Source organism: Sphingobacterium alkalisoli (genome assembly GCF_005049105.1).
GTDB classification, from domain to species: domain Bacteria; phylum Bacteroidota; class Bacteroidia; order Sphingobacteriales; family Sphingobacteriaceae; genus Sphingobacterium; species Sphingobacterium alkalisoli.
Map to the genome: position 1 here is coordinate 322,906 of NZ_SUKA01000006.1, position 13,535 is coordinate 336,440.

The window sequence follows — 13,535 nt, forward strand, 5'->3', positions numbered from 1 at the left end:
ATGAAAAAAATAGTTTACTTCGCACTCGTATTTTTAGGAGTTGGCTTTGTACAGGTTGGTAAGGCTCAGGTGAATGTCAGTGTCAATATAGGAAGTCAGCCACTTTGGGGTCCTGTAGGTCATGCGTATGCCCATTATTATTACATGCCTGAGATTGACGTATATTATGATGTGATACATCGAAGGTATACGTATTATCAGGGTAATAGATGGATTACGAAGTCAAAGCTCCCAGGTAGATACAAAAAATTTAATTTATATCGTACGTATAAGGTTGTATTAAATGATCGTAATCCATGGCAATATCACCGCACGCATCGGAATTCTTATTCGCGATATGCCAACAATTATTCACAGGTGGTATTACGAGATGCACGCAGGGATCGGGAATACCGTAGGGGGGATGACAGGAGACTAGATCGCGGGTATGATACTAAAAAGAACTACCACAAAAAGAAAAACAAGCATAACAACGGCCGCGGAAATAGAAGGTAGATTGGGGACTTCCTACTGGCACCTATTATACATAGGTAAGTAAAACGAAAATGAGCGCTGCTATAGCTGGGATTCCCTGTTTTACAAATATGCTCTTCGATGCAGTTACTGCCCCAAAGATAGCCGCGATGATTACACAGCCCAGAAAGAACAGTGCTATGTAGCGTTGCCACTCTATATTGTCGATACACAAGGACCAAATAAGTCCAACAGCAAGAAAACCGTTGTACAATCCCTGATTCGCAGCTAGGCCTTTCGTCGCACCAAATAATTCTTCGGGTAAGGATTTAAATGTTTTTTTTCCGACAGTCTCCCACGCAAACATCTCCATCCATAAAATATACAGGTGTTCGATAGCAACTATAGCTATCAACACCATTGCAATGATGCCAGTTATTCCTTCCATAATAGTAAAGTTAGATTATATACCGCAAGATACAAAAGTCTTTCGATCATTGGTGACACAAATGTAGAACGTTCGTTTTACGCTTTAATTTCTGCACGCTTGTAAAGCTCTTCGTACGACGAAATGCTCACGCGCGTTTGCGCTAGGCTTTCGGGAAACTCATTTTTGATATATTGGATCATTTCTTCTCTGATATAGCAGCGTAAATCAAAGGCCTGCCCCGAATTTTTGCAGCTCATCAAACAGCGAATTTCCATTGTACGCTCTTTCAAATCCGTGACCTGCAAAACATTTACCTGCCCATCCCAAAGGCTGTTGGATTTAAGTAGCGATGTCAGTTTTTCTCTTAATTTTTCGACAGGAATAGAGAAGTCTGTGTAAATAAACACAGTTCCCAGTATTTCAGCGGTAGTACGTGTCCAGTTTTGAAAAGGCTTCTCTATAAAATAGTTGATAGGAAGTACTAAACGTCGTTTATCCCATATGGCAACGACTACGTATGTTAGGTTTATCTCTTCTACTTTCCCCCATTCTCCCTCTACAACCAATACGTCGTCCATACGGATCGGTTGCGTAAAAGCTATTTGGAATCCAGCCAGCAAATTCCCCAGCGACTTCTGTGCGGCAAAACCAATAATGACACCGCCGATACCGACACCAGTAAGTAAGCCCGTACCTATTTTACGCATATTTTCAAAACTAAGGAGGATAATGGCAACGGTAAATATAACAATGATCGTGATTAATAATTTGCGGATAAATACAATCTGTGTCCGTATTTTGCGCTCTCGTAAGTTGTTTTCCTTTGTAATATCAAATTTATGGTAGAAGTAGTCTTCCACAAGACGCAGTACACGAATGAAGATAATGGCGAAGCAGAGTATAAATGAGATTTCAATGATTTTGTCCACAACGATAAAAGTCTCTTTATTGAATCGCGTTATTGGTAGTAGCGAAGCGAATACAAGCAACGGAATAAAAACTGCTGATATTTTACTAAAATGTTTTATTATTGATCGCAAAGGCGAATATGTAGTGAGGTTATTAGCTTGCTTTCGTAAAAATGGAATAAGGATGGATATCAAAACTATTCCGATAAGGATAGAAAATAAAATTACAAATAGATTCCAAGCCCAGGATGGCATTTTTAAAGAAAGTTGTGCTAGATTTGTCGTCATCTCTACTATTTTTAGTTACCTTATTAACCCTTATAAAGGGAAGGTGTTTTTATTATTTTATAATTTTCGCTTTGAAATAATGGGCTTTACCCGCTGTATTATATGAGTCTATGTCTAGCGATGCAACATTTCCAATGTTAAAATTTTTGTGTTATTTTGCCGATTGAAAATATTATTTCGAAAAGCTTGTACGTAACATGATAATTGATAACGCAACACCATTGCCAACAGAACCTAAAAGAAAGCCAAGATTCTACGAACTCCTTTATATACAAGTGTTATTTGCAATAGCGATTGGTATATCATTAGGACATTTTTATCCAGCTTTGGGAGAGCAGATGAAACCTCTTGGTGACGGGTTTATACAGCTGATAAAGATGATTATCGCCCCAGTTATTTTTCTTACGGTCTCAACAGGTATTGCCTCCATGAGTGATATGAAGAAAATTGGGCGAGTTGCGGGAAAATCTTTTATCTACTTTATCACGTTTTCGACCTTAGCTTTGATACTGGGATTAATAATAAGTAATCTTGTTCAGCCAGGTAAGGGACTCAATATAGACCCCGCTACGTTAGACTTTAACAGTGTTTCGGATTACGTAGCAAATGCAAAGGATTCAAGTCTATTGAATTTTGTATTGAATATTATCCCCCAAACTTTAATCAGCCCCCTCAGCGGAACCAATATATTGCAGGTGCTATTTACGGCGATTTTATTCGGAATAGGTATTTCTTTAACATTGGATAAAAGCAAACCGGTTCTTGATTTCTTACATGCGCTGGCGCACCCTATATTCAAAGTTGTTAGTATTTTAATGAAGTTGGCACCTATTGGCGCTTTTGGTGCGATGGCTTTTACGATAGGAAGGTATGGGTTGAGTTCTATGAGTAATCTGATCATGCTGGTTGCTACTTTTTACATGACCTCCGCATTCTTTATCGCGTTTGTGCTGGGCGGAGTGGCCAGATACAATGGATTTTCAATTTTTAAATTATTAAGATATCTTAAAGACGAATTATTATTGGTTTTAGCGACCAGTTCCTCCGAATCTGCCCTTCCGTCCCTTATGCAAAAAATGGAAAAGGCAGGCTGCGCAAAGCCGGTAGTCGGTCTGGTTGTTCCGACAGGGTATTCCTTTAATCTCGATGGAACGAATATATATATGACATTGGCAGCATTATTTATTGCCCAGGCGTGTAATATCGATCTGAGTCTCGACCAACAGATTTTACTGTTGCTAGTTGCTATGCTAAGTTCCAAAGGTGCAGCAGGCGTGTCGGGGGCAGGTTTTATTACCTTAGCCGCTACATTAGCAGTTGTACCTGAAGTGCCTATAGCAGGTATGACGCTGATATTAGGTATTGATAAGTTTATGTCCGAATGTCGGGCTCTTACTAATTTGGTCGGCAATGCCGTTGCCACTGTAGTAGTGGCCAAATGGGAAAATCAACTTGATGTAGAGCAGCTCGATAAAACGTTGAATGAAGTCTCTTAACGAGGCCGGTTTATTACCAGCCGGTTTTAGATAAAAAGATCAAGTTGCAGAAGCTGGACTTTTGAGTTCTTTTTTGTATTTTGCCGATTAACTAGTTAAAACGATTTATGAAGCAAATAAACCATCAAAAGAGGCTTAATTATATAGTAATTTTACTTGCTTTTTTATTCATTTTCGATGTAACATTCGGACAACAAAAAGCTACAATCGCTGGCGATTTTCCTGACCCCACAGTTTTATATGCCGACGGTAAATATTATAGTATTGGCACGTCTAGTGAATGGGGCCCACATTTTCCGATTTATACATCGGAAGATTTGCTCGACTGGACGCAGACAGGATTTGTTTTTTCAACGCCTCCTGAATGGGCACAATCGTCGTTTTGGGCACCAGAATACTTCTACCATAAAGGGGTTTATTACCTTTATTATTCCGCCAAAAGGAAAGAAGATGGGGTTTCATGTATTGGTGTAGCGACTTCGGATTATCCGGATCGTGATTTCGTCGATCGTGGAATCGTCGTCGCTTATGGTTCTGAATCCATAGACGCCTTTGTTGTTAAGGAAGGCGAAGATCTCTATATGACGTGGAAGGCCTATGGTTTAGACAGCCGCCCCATAGAACTGCTTGGCAGTAGATTGTCTGCCGATGGCTTTCGGTTGGAAGGTGAGCCGTTCTCCCTGCTTCTAGATACTGCCGGCGTTGGAATAGAGGGACAAAGCTTCTTAGAAAAGGACGGATATTATTATATGTTCTATTCCGTAGGGAACTGCTGTGGACTAGGCTGTGATTATCACGTACAGGCTGTGCGTTCCAAAACATTCACAGGACCGTATGAAAGGATTGATACCCGGGTTCTCCTTGGTGAAAATGCAGACTGGAAATGCATGGGCCACGGCACATTTGTTGACGGAAAGGATGACAAAAAGTATTACCTGTTTCATGGATATAGTAAAGTAGGTACCACCTATACGGGGAGGGAGGGGTTACTTGCCGAACTTCAATGGTCCTCACAGGGTGAACCTTCTTTTGTGTTTAAACCTGCACTTAGTGTAAATAAAGAACACAATATTCGCGTCGACTTGAATAGCCATCTTAAAAGCAAACCTCATTGGCAGTGGGATTTTCGGTATTCAAAAGCGGAACTGCAATACACAGCAGACGGACTTTGGTTAGGAGGAACAATCCAACTGGAGAATCCTACAGGTATGGTGTTAACATGGCGTCCGAGCTCAATAATTTATGAATTGGGGACAGAGATCGATTTAATTAATAGCAGTAAAACAGCTCAAAAAGGACTTGCTATTTACGGAGATAAAGATAGATCAATAGGTGTTGGGGTTATCGGAGATAGCATACAGTTCTGGGTGGTGAAAGATGGTAAGAAGAGGCAGATTAAACACGAAGCACTTCCTAGTAGTATGACAAAAATAGAACTTAAATTGGAGCTGAGGCCAGATCTGGAATGTCGTGCATTTTATAAACAGTCGTCCCTCTGGGTAGAGATGATTCCCGATGATCGCGGACTTACACGTATTGACCGTATTTCTCCGTGGGACAGGAGTCCTAGACCAGGGCTTCATTTCCATGGAGAAGAGGATGAAGCTGCCATGTTTCTTAGCGTATATTTAAATTATACACGATGATTTTCAGTAAGACCCCTATCCGCCCTTTCCTGATTGGAGGAGTATCATTCTTCCTTTTAAGCTTTTTTTTGTCTTGTTCTACACCCCGGAAATTGGTTTACGACAATGAATTGAAGCGATTGAGAACAATGTCAGAAAATGTCCTTGGTTTGCACGTAGACGAATTCAATAACTATACCGGGCGTCCAGCCTCCGATGGTCCATTTAATGCATCGAATAATAAAGCCTTTCTCGTGGAGAATATTCCGTTATTCGCTAGTTCGGATGATAACATCACCAAAGTGTATAATTACCGTTGGTGGATGATCAGTAAACATTTAAAAGAGTATGATGACATAGAAGACCAGAAGAAGTACTGGGTTGTGACTGAATTCTTCGGCATAAAGCCTTGGGCGTCGCTAAGTGGAGCCATTACCTGTCCAGCTGGTCATCAATTTTATGATGTGCGATGGATTCGGGATCCTAAGTTTTTGACTTCCTATGCCGATTATTTTATGAAAGGGTCTGCTTCTAGGTTGAATCAGCGCGAAAATGGTAACTTTCTTACCTATTTAAGTCGCCCTGAAAGTCACCATTTCTCTAGCTGGATGATTGATGGCGTAGAAGCTTTTTTAAAGATACACCCTAACAAGACTTGGCTTCGCGACATACTGCCTCATTTAGAATCGCATCAACAGGTGTGGGATAGTTTGTTTACTGTAGCTGAGCCCCACTCCAAAACGGATGGTATGTACAAGGTCTTAGATCTTTATGATGGGATGGAATTTAGCCTTTCAGCGGTGCTGGGACTCATAGAAAGCAAAGGTGCTTATAATCTCTATACACATGAAAGTTGGAAAGATTATTATCTGGGATGGGAAACGACGAACAGAGCGGCACAGTCTATGGAGGCCAAAGAATTTCCAACTGCTTATCGTAAAGGGTATCCGGATTTCTATTTGGTCCGTCCGTCCGTTAACGCGTATGCTTACGGTAATACACGATCACTTTCTAACCTATATAAACTCCATGAGAATCTCGAACGTGATAAAGTCGTTCAAGAAAAGGTGAAAATCTATGACCAGCGTGCGAAAGCCATACAGGGAAATGTTTTAAATGTACTGTGGAATGAGGAAGATGAGTTCTTTAATTCCTATAGCGCAGGAGATAACCCGTTCGGAAAAGCCGATTATGAGGCGAGAGTGCGGGAGTCCGTAGGGTACACTCCTTGGTATTTTAATATGATTCCATCTCACGAAAATCATAAATATGAAAAGGCTTGGGATATGTTTTCTTCTCCACGAGGATTCTATAACAATGCAGGAATGACTACTGCTGAAAGACAGCATCCCTATTATAACGAGCAAGCGTATGCTTGGAACGGACGGGGATGGCCATTCCAAAACTCCATCGTCTATAAAGCTTATGCAAACTATTTACGTCAGTATAAAAAGGACGTTCTAGAGACGGATAGAGAGCTGTTGTACGATTATATCCAAAAATTGGCTCACATGCATGGTACCACTCAGTTAAATATCGGTGAATGGTATATCCCCAGCAATGGGGAAACGTTTGGCGGAGAGCAAGATTATTTTCATTCCACTTTTCCAGATATTATCATCGAAGATCTCTTAGGATTTAAAGCATATCATGAGGATAAGTTTACGATATCCCCGTTACTGCCGGAAGATAAATGGGATTATTTCTTTTTGGGAAATCTACGATACCACAACCACGATGTGGATATTATCTGGAAAAAAGATTGGGAACCGGAGGTGTCAGGTGAGCAAAGTATGCTTTGCGTTTGGGTTGATAAAAAATTGGTACAAAAGAGTTCGAAACTTAATACGAGTCTGGTAATAGATTTAGATAATTTAAAACCGTAGATATTTAAATGGTATTTTTTCCAGTATAGTGCTCGTAAAACGCTTCGCGAAACTCGTTTTTTTGGCCGTCTTTTACATCATTAAAGGATAGTTTCACTTCATAGTCCATAATATCACCGTTCTCTTGTATCGCAGTAATAATATTATCAATATGATCCTTAATAGCCTCCTGAATCTCTTCTTTGTCTGACGTGGAATCCATTTGAACCGACGATGTTAGTCCATTTTCGGTCAGTTCCTCGATGATCCAAGATAATACTTTGTACCCTGATTGATAAAAAGATGGTACGTCGACATTTATAATACTTTTCATAGCTACTTATTTCTTGTTGAACGTCATTTCCTTGTAGACGTTCATGATATACAACCGATATCTGTACATTATGTTTTGTCATGAATGGAAAGAAATGTAAATAGCCGAGAGAACACGCTAAGCTAATCTATTCAACTTCATTTGTCACCTTTGCAAATCTATTTCTATACTCGATAGGTGTAAGTCCGGTAATTTTTTTAAATATACCTCTAAACGCTTTCGTATCCGTATAGCCTACATCAAACATTATCTCGGTTACATTTTTTCTTGAAGCTTCGAAAGAGAGTTTGGCAGCCTCGATTCTGACCCTCTGTATATATTCGATCGGTGTATTATTGGTCGCTTCCTTAAATCTTCTTTCAAAAGTTCTACGGCCAAGATGAATTAAATTAGCCAAGGTTTCAATTGTTATTTTATCCTCATAATGCTTTTCAATATAATCTTGTACCTTTTGAATATCAGCATCTCCGTGATTTCTTTGACCTCTGAATATAGCGAATTGCGACTGACTATCTCTCCCGATATCTAGCGCAAAATATTTCGAAACGAGTACCGCTATTTCTCGATCAGCAAATTTTTCAATAAAGTATAATACTAAATTCCATAAGCTATTTGCTCCGCCACTGCTGTAAATATTATCATGTTCCGTTATTACAGCTCCATCTTCTACTTCCACATCGGGGTATCTCGTTTTAAATTCATTAATATAAGCCCAATGCGTAGAACACTTTTTACCATTAAGCAATCCCGTTTCAGCTAGAAGAAAAGCACCGATACATAAGCTGGCAATGCTGGAACCAGCTTCGTGCAATTTCTTAAAATAAGGTATTGCCTCTGTATTGGCCTGTATTCCTTTGGTGGTATTACCAAAAGTAGGCGGTATAATGAGTAAATCGGTGCAAGTAACATCATACAGCAATCGATCCGTTTTTATCGTGTATTCGCCATTGTTAGCACGAACATGCTCGCTTAGACCCACATATTCCACGTCGAAAATAGGTTTTTTACCAAATGCTGTTAAAAATTCATTAGCGGTATGAAAGGATCTAAACGGAGGTGTAATCCCTTCAATTGCGCCATACTCAGGTACAAAGACTGAAATTCGCATAGTTTATAATATGTTAAGCGTCAAAGCTAAAAAAATATTTTGTCATAATTTACCCCTAAACTTGTCATTTTTACAACAAGCATAATCGTATACGCTGTTGTATTTTTGAATAGTAGAATTTGTATAAACAAAAAAGGTAACAGCGATGACACAAGTAACACGTATTTCGGTAGAAGCAATAATAGATGCTCCCGTAGAAAAAATCTGGAAAGTGTGGAATACACCAAGCGACATCATGCAATGGAATAGTGCAGATCCGAGTTGGCATACCCCAAGTAGTGAAAACGACCTAAAGGTGGGCGGTAAATTTAAGAATAGAATGGAAGCGAAAGATGGAAGCTTCGGTTTTGATTTTGAAGGGACCTATGATAAGATAGAACTGCATAGGGAGATCACGTATACCATGGGTGACGGAAGAAAGGCTACAACATTGTTTGTAGAGCACGATGGCAAAACCAAAGTGGAAACTACATTTGACGCGGAAACAGAAAATGATCCTGAAATGCAGAAGCAAGGATGGCAAGCTATCTTGAATAATTTTGTTAAATATACCGAATCAACTAATTAGTAAACTATATATCAATCTTATGAAAAAGAATAAAATAATTTTTTGGGTGGCAACAATCATCATCCTACTCTGGGAAGGAGTAATGCCACTTGGAACCCTACTATTTGCACCAGAGTACGTGAATGTGGGTACGAAACCTTTAGGCTATCCCGATTACTTTTCCTACACGCTTATTATTTTTAAAGTGCTGGGTGTAGTCGCAATTTCTTTCCCGAAAACACCAGCTAAGCTAAAAGAATGGGCATATGCAGGGTTCACATTTAGCCTGATCTTTGCCTTCATCAGCCATGCATATGTAGATCAAAATATAGGATTTATGCTAATGCCACTAGTGGTATTGGGTATTCTTGTCATTTCCTATATCTATAACAATAAAATCCAGCCTAATGGTTTGAGCAAATAGTCAAGCAATTGATGAATACAAATAAGATTCAGGAAAGAAGAACGAGAAATAATTGATTAATCACCTTTAAATTTTAATAAAATGAAAAACAATTCTGTTTCACTACATCGGATAATTAACGCGAGCCCCGAAAAGGTATTCCGGGCATTTGCAGACCCAGTTGCAAATTCATTTTGGTTCCCACCTTATGGCTTTTTATGCACGGTGCAACAAATGGATTTTAAAGTTGGCGGTAAGTTTAGAATGACGTTTACCAATTTCAGTACAGGTAATGGTCATTCCTTCGGCGGAGAATATCTTGAAATAAAACCCAATGAACTTATTAAATACACCGATAAATTTGACGATCCTAATTTGCCCGGAGAGATGACAACAACCATACAGCTAAATGCGGTCTCTTGTGGCGCTGAGCTTAACGTCTTACAAGAAGGGATTCCAGATGTAATACCGCCTGAAATGTGCTATTTAGGTTGGCAGGAATCGTTGGAGAAATTGATCAAGCTTGTAGAACCCGAAATTCCTGACGCTTAATTTAATCAAGTATGAGTGCGCATCATAACGATAAATTAACAAGTTCGATTTTCATCACATTTTCCGGAAACTGTAAAAAAGCACTCACATTTTATCACACCTGCTTTGGAGGGATACTGCGATTCGAAACTTTTGGAAAGGACCTAAAGGGGTACAGCGAAATGCCCGTTATTAGTGGGTCGCTTATTTCAGACAGGATAATCATTCACGGTTCGGATCTTGTATACAACGAAGGAAGAAAAGTTGGAAACTATATTTCCATTTTTCTTCCTTGCAAGGATATGTCCGATCGGAAGGAGCTTATCGAAAAACTGGAAGGTAATAATAAGAACTTTTTTTTAAAGAATTACGACGAACACCAACTAGTTGAAATAACAGATGCCTTTGATGTGAAGTGGCTATTGGGTGTTTAGACGTTAAAAGATCGAATACCACACTAATGTCAAATTAAATTGCGTGCAATTTAATTTTAAGAAATATTTATATCTTTGTATACGTAACGAATCACATAAGGAGGAAATGGAAGACTATTTAAAACTGGATAAGCAATTATGTTTTCCAATATATGCTTTATCACGGGAGGTGATACAGCGATACCGTCCCTTGCTAGACGAAATAGATTTGACCTATCCACAATATTTGGTCTTAATGGTTTTATGGGAGCATCAGCAACAGACCGTGAATCAGATCGGAGGAAAATTACTTTTGGATAGCGGTACACTTACCCCTTTGCTGAAACGACTGGAGCAAAAGCAGCTCGTCATCCGCCAAAGAAGTAAAACAGATGAGCGGGTTGTGGAGATTTCACTTACCGACGAAGGAAAGCAACTGCGCACTAAAGCAGAACAAATTCCTTTAAAGTTAATACAAGAGTTAGGCATATCGCTCGAAGAGATCACCGTAATGAAAAACATTATAAATAAATTGTTGAAAATAAAAAAATAGTAAAATGAAAACTTTGTATACAGCAGCAGCAAGCGCCACGGGAGGAAGAAACGGACACGTGAAATCAGAAAACGGTATTTTGGATTTAGATGTAAGAATGCCCAAAGCCTTAGGTGGTGCAAACGATGATTATACCAATCCTGAAATGCTTTTCGCAGCGGGGTATGCAGCTTGTTTTGATAGTGCACTAAACCGCGTTATTCAACTGTCAAAAACGCAGACCGGTACTACCACTGTCACCGCAAACGTAGGTATTGGACAAATTGAAAACGGCGGATTCGGATTGGAAGTGACACTGGAAGTGAATGTTCCGGACGTAAGCGCTGAAGTTGCCCATGAATTGGTGGAAAAGGCACATCAGATTTGTCCGTATTCCAATGCAACACGCGGTAATATCGAAGTGAAACTATCCGTTAGCAATAACTAAAACAGCGAAAATGCTTTCTGAATTTGATTTTAGGTATCCAAAATTTAGTCAGTTCCCCCATATTTATTAAATAAGAAAAACTCAAAAATATGACATTATTAGATGGTTTGACATGGCGTCATGCTACCAAGGCATACGATCCGAATAGAAAAGTAAGCGAAACCGATTTAAACAAAATTCTAGAAGCTGCACGTTTGGCACCTACATCTTCCGGACTACAGCAATTCCGAGTGATTGTAGTAGAAAATAAAGAGGTTCGTGCGAAACTAGTTCCTGGATCACTCAACCCCGAATGTATGTTGGAGTCATCACACGTATTGGTTTTTGCAGCCTGGGACGAATATACTGCTGAGCGAATTGATGCGATTTACGATCGTACTACTGATGAAAGAGGTTTGCCTAGGGGACGTTTCAATTCTTATACTGACAAACTCAAAGAAATGTATGCAGCATTGCCAATAGAAGGCCATTTTACACATGCAGCGAAACAATCTTATATCGGTTTGGCGATGGCATTGGCTCAGGCTGCCGAACTCAAGATTGACAGTACACCAGCAGAAGGCTTTGATAATGCATTAGTAGATGAGGTCTTAGAATTGCCGAAGTACGGACTTAAAAGCGTTTCACTGCTTTATATCGGTTACGGCGACAAAGAACGGGATTGGTTGTCATCTATGGCAAAGGTACGTAACCCGATAGAAGAATTTGCAATTACGGTTAAATAATCAGATCAGTCAGTAAGCTATATGAATATATCGTTCATTGCTGTCAAAATAATTGGTTTACCGTCCGTTATAACAATAGTGTGCTCATGCTGCGCCATGTAGCCACCTTTGTTACCAACCATCGTCCAACCATCATTTAATTCCGTTGCATAAGTCGATTCTGTAGATATAAAGGTTTCGATGGCAACCACCGAGTTTTTCTTAAAACGTCGCTGGTCAAGTCTGTTTTTATAGTTTAGCAACTCGTCGGGCTGTTCGTGCAGGCTTCGACCTATTCCATGGCCGCCAAGGTTTTTAATTACCTTATATCCCCTTTTTTTAGCTTCGGTTTCCATTAATTGTCCGATGTCTGCAATTTTTATACTTCCTTTGATATGATCAATTGCTTTCCGAAGAATTTCCTTCGAAGCATCAACCAATTTCTGACGGTGATGGATGTCATTGCCAAGAATAAACGAACTCCCGTTATCCGCCCAAAAGCCATTAAGTTCGGCGGAGACATCAATATTGATCAAATCACCATCTTTTAGTATCCTTTTTTCGGAGGGAATTCCATGGCAAAATTCATTATCGACACTTATACACGTCCAACCCGGAAAACCATACGTAAGAAGAGGAGCCGATTTGGCACCAAAACCCGTAAGGATTTTACCCCCATATTCATCAAGGTCCTTCGTTGTCATTCCAGGTTGCGCATATTTTACCATTTCTTTCAGGGTAAATGCAACAGCTTCACCTGCTTTCTGCATTCCTGTAAGTTCCTCTTCTTTTGTTATCGACATCGTTTTCTTCTATTATTTAGCCACACGTTAGATGACATTTTACCAGGTAACTGCCGGGCAAGTTATCAACGTGTAAAAGTACGATTTATTAATGAAATCAGGTCAAGCCGAGCATCCAAAATATTCAGTTTACGGGTATGTCGTTACCACTTTACTAACCTGCCAGCCGTCTTCCGTGTGGCAAAGGCTGATGTGATCTACCCGCGTAAAGTTTGCAAACTCCATAGTTGACTTCGCTACACAGGAGTTACCACATTCATCCAGTATTTGATAGGTCGTTTTGCAGTTGTACTGTAATCCCTTATTTTGTTTTAGAAATTTAGTGTACGCCTTTTTATCATATTTGCGATCGTGTGCGGTATTGTAGTATTCGAAATCTTTGGCAAATAATTGCTCGTTAAACTGCGTGTTACCCAACGCCGTGGCGTCCAAATAAGCGGCGACGACACCCTTGGCATTCATATCCTTTAACGGATTTACTTTTTCAGCAGCAAAGGAGCTGAATGAAGTCATCAAGATAAATGTCGTGACGATAGTAGAGATGATGTTTTTCATGGTTCAATATATTTACGTTTTTTGAGTTGTTGTGTTATTGTTGGAATCAAAAGTAGAGGAGAAGTTGCTGTAGGGGAAGAACGATTAGACTA

At 39.6% G+C, this 13,535-nt stretch carries 18 protein-coding genes; 12 read left to right on the forward strand and 6 right to left on the reverse strand.

Annotated features, from left to right (window positions below; genetic code table 11):
* Window positions 1-495: a hypothetical protein gene (locus tag FAZ19_RS18720; RefSeq protein ID WP_136822279.1), complete on the forward strand. Its 495-nt coding sequence runs from the start codon at window positions 1-3 to the stop codon at window positions 493-495.
* Window positions 496-520: 25 nt separating this feature from the next.
* Here FAZ19_RS18720 and FAZ19_RS18725 read toward each other — a convergent pair whose 3' ends face one another.
* Both FAZ19_RS18725 and FAZ19_RS18730 read right to left on the reverse strand, forming a co-directional pair.
* The gene (locus FAZ19_RS18725; RefSeq protein WP_136822280.1) at window positions 521-901 is read right to left on the reverse strand and encodes a DUF1304 domain-containing protein; all 381 of its coding nucleotides are present in this window, start codon (window positions 899-901) and stop codon (window positions 521-523) included.
* Window positions 902-978: 77 nt separating this feature from the next.
* Window positions 979-1,812: a mechanosensitive ion channel family protein gene (locus tag FAZ19_RS18730; protein ID WP_229707640.1), complete on the reverse strand. Its 834-nt coding sequence runs from the start codon at window positions 1,810-1,812 to the stop codon at window positions 979-981.
* On the opposite strand from FAZ19_RS18730, the gene FAZ19_RS24275 reads away from it, so the two are divergent.
* The 4 genes from FAZ19_RS24275 (at window position 1,799) to FAZ19_RS18745 (ending at window position 7,086) form a co-directional block, all read left to right on the forward strand.
* On the forward strand, window positions 1,799-2,185 hold the full coding sequence (locus tag FAZ19_RS24275; protein WP_229707641.1) for a hypothetical protein: 387 nt from the start codon (window positions 1,799-1,801) through the stop codon (window positions 2,183-2,185). The two genes, FAZ19_RS18730 and FAZ19_RS24275, sit on opposite strands and share 14 nt — an antisense overlap.
* 91 nt (window positions 2,186-2,276) lie before the next feature.
* Complete coding sequence (locus FAZ19_RS18735; RefSeq protein WP_136822282.1) at window positions 2,277-3,575, forward strand: dicarboxylate/amino acid:cation symporter; 1,299 nt, start codon at window positions 2,277-2,279, stop codon at window positions 3,573-3,575.
* A gap of 107 nt (window positions 3,576-3,682) precedes the next feature.
* The gene (locus FAZ19_RS18740; protein WP_136822283.1) at window positions 3,683-5,221 is read left to right on the forward strand and encodes a glycoside hydrolase family 43 protein; all 1,539 of its coding nucleotides are present in this window, start codon (window positions 3,683-3,685) and stop codon (window positions 5,219-5,221) included.
* Window positions 5,218-7,086: an MGH1-like glycoside hydrolase domain-containing protein gene (locus FAZ19_RS18745; protein ID WP_136822284.1), complete on the forward strand. Its 1,869-nt coding sequence runs from the start codon at window positions 5,218-5,220 to the stop codon at window positions 7,084-7,086. The genes FAZ19_RS18740 and FAZ19_RS18745 overlap by 4 nt, the downstream gene beginning before the upstream one ends.
* Before the next feature lie 4 nt (window positions 7,087-7,090).
* On the opposite strand, the gene FAZ19_RS18750 is transcribed toward FAZ19_RS18745, so the two are convergent.
* Window positions 7,091-7,399 carry a hypothetical protein gene (locus FAZ19_RS18750; RefSeq protein ID WP_136822285.1) on the reverse strand — a complete coding sequence of 103 codons (309 nt, stop codon included), beginning with the start codon at window positions 7,397-7,399 and terminating at the stop codon, window positions 7,091-7,093.
* Window positions 7,400-7,526: 127 nt separating this feature from the next.
* Window positions 7,527-8,507, reverse strand: a complete 981-nt coding sequence (locus FAZ19_RS18755; protein WP_136822286.1) for a GlxA family transcriptional regulator — start codon at window positions 8,505-8,507, stop codon at window positions 7,527-7,529.
* A 145-nt stretch (window positions 8,508-8,652) separates the two neighbouring features.
* Between FAZ19_RS18755 and FAZ19_RS18760 the strand changes: the two genes are divergently transcribed.
* The 7 genes from FAZ19_RS18760 (at window position 8,653) to FAZ19_RS18790 (ending at window position 12,106) form a co-directional block, all read left to right on the forward strand.
* On the forward strand, window positions 8,653-9,075 hold the full coding sequence (locus FAZ19_RS18760) for an SRPBCC family protein (RefSeq protein ID WP_136822287.1): 423 nt from the start codon (window positions 8,653-8,655) through the stop codon (window positions 9,073-9,075).
* A 19-nt stretch (window positions 9,076-9,094) separates the two neighbouring features.
* Window positions 9,095-9,478, forward strand: a complete 384-nt coding sequence (locus FAZ19_RS18765; protein WP_136822288.1) for a DoxX family protein — start codon at window positions 9,095-9,097, stop codon at window positions 9,476-9,478.
* 81 nt (window positions 9,479-9,559) lie between these two features.
* Window positions 9,560-10,009, forward strand: a complete 450-nt coding sequence (locus tag FAZ19_RS18770; RefSeq protein ID WP_136822289.1) for an SRPBCC family protein — start codon at window positions 9,560-9,562, stop codon at window positions 10,007-10,009.
* An 11-nt stretch (window positions 10,010-10,020) separates the two neighbouring features.
* Complete coding sequence (locus FAZ19_RS18775; protein ID WP_136822290.1) at window positions 10,021-10,422, forward strand: VOC family protein; 402 nt, start codon at window positions 10,021-10,023, stop codon at window positions 10,420-10,422.
* Window positions 10,423-10,528: 106 nt separating this feature from the next.
* Entirely contained in the window at window positions 10,529-10,954 is a 426-nt protein-coding gene (locus FAZ19_RS18780) for a MarR family winged helix-turn-helix transcriptional regulator (protein WP_136822291.1), read from the forward strand.
* A 4-nt stretch (window positions 10,955-10,958) separates the two neighbouring features.
* Window positions 10,959-11,381, forward strand: coding sequence for an organic hydroperoxide resistance protein (locus tag FAZ19_RS18785; RefSeq protein WP_136822292.1), 423 nt, complete (start codon window positions 10,959-10,961; stop codon window positions 11,379-11,381).
* A gap of 89 nt (window positions 11,382-11,470) precedes the next feature.
* Window positions 11,471-12,106 (forward strand): nitroreductase family protein, encoded by a 636-nt coding sequence (locus FAZ19_RS18790; RefSeq protein WP_136822293.1) that lies wholly within the window; start codon window positions 11,471-11,473, stop codon window positions 12,104-12,106.
* 17 nt (window positions 12,107-12,123) lie between these two features.
* On the opposite strand, the gene map is transcribed toward FAZ19_RS18790, so the two are convergent.
* Window positions 12,124-12,888 (reverse strand): type I methionyl aminopeptidase, encoded by a 765-nt coding sequence (gene map / locus FAZ19_RS18795; protein WP_136822294.1) that lies wholly within the window; start codon window positions 12,886-12,888, stop codon window positions 12,124-12,126.
* Window positions 12,889-13,017: 129 nt separating this feature from the next.
* Window positions 13,018-13,443 (reverse strand): nuclear transport factor 2 family protein, encoded by a 426-nt coding sequence (locus FAZ19_RS18800; RefSeq protein WP_136822295.1) that lies wholly within the window; start codon window positions 13,441-13,443, stop codon window positions 13,018-13,020.
* Window positions 13,444-13,535 lie beyond the last annotated feature (92 nt).

Coding starts and splice junctions, on each gene's coding strand:
- FAZ19_RS18720 (WP_136822279.1), top strand. CDS start 1: ATGAAAAAAATAGTTTACTTCGCACTCGTATTTTTAGGAGTTGGCTTT.
- FAZ19_RS18725 (WP_136822280.1), bottom strand. CDS start 901: ATGGAAGGAATAACTGGCATCATTGCAATGGTGTTGATAGCTATAGTT.
- FAZ19_RS24275 (WP_229707641.1), top strand. CDS start 1,799: ATGATTTTGTCCACAACGATAAAAGTCTCTTTATTGAATCGCGTTATT.
- FAZ19_RS18735 (WP_136822282.1), top strand. CDS start 2,277: ATGATAATTGATAACGCAACACCATTGCCAACAGAACCTAAAAGAAAG.
- FAZ19_RS18740 (WP_136822283.1), top strand. CDS start 3,683: ATGAAGCAAATAAACCATCAAAAGAGGCTTAATTATATAGTAATTTTA.
- FAZ19_RS18745 (WP_136822284.1), top strand. CDS start 5,218: ATGATTTTCAGTAAGACCCCTATCCGCCCTTTCCTGATTGGAGGAGTA.
- FAZ19_RS18750 (WP_136822285.1), bottom strand. CDS start 7,399: ATGAAAAGTATTATAAATGTCGACGTACCATCTTTTTATCAATCAGGG.
- FAZ19_RS18755 (WP_136822286.1), bottom strand. CDS start 8,507: ATGCGAATTTCAGTCTTTGTACCTGAGTATGGCGCAATTGAAGGGATT.
- FAZ19_RS18760 (WP_136822287.1), top strand. CDS start 8,653: ATGACACAAGTAACACGTATTTCGGTAGAAGCAATAATAGATGCTCCC.
- FAZ19_RS18765 (WP_136822288.1), top strand. CDS start 9,095: ATGAAAAAGAATAAAATAATTTTTTGGGTGGCAACAATCATCATCCTA.
- FAZ19_RS18770 (WP_136822289.1), top strand. CDS start 9,560: ATGAAAAACAATTCTGTTTCACTACATCGGATAATTAACGCGAGCCCC.
- FAZ19_RS18775 (WP_136822290.1), top strand. CDS start 10,021: ATGAGTGCGCATCATAACGATAAATTAACAAGTTCGATTTTCATCACA.
- FAZ19_RS18780 (WP_136822291.1), top strand. CDS start 10,529: ATGGAAGACTATTTAAAACTGGATAAGCAATTATGTTTTCCAATATAT.
- FAZ19_RS18785 (WP_136822292.1), top strand. CDS start 10,959: ATGAAAACTTTGTATACAGCAGCAGCAAGCGCCACGGGAGGAAGAAAC.
- FAZ19_RS18790 (WP_136822293.1), top strand. CDS start 11,471: ATGACATTATTAGATGGTTTGACATGGCGTCATGCTACCAAGGCATAC.
- map (WP_136822294.1), bottom strand. CDS start 12,888: ATGTCGATAACAAAAGAAGAGGAACTTACAGGAATGCAGAAAGCAGGT.
- FAZ19_RS18800 (WP_136822295.1), bottom strand. CDS start 13,443: ATGAAAAACATCATCTCTACTATCGTCACGACATTTATCTTGATGACT.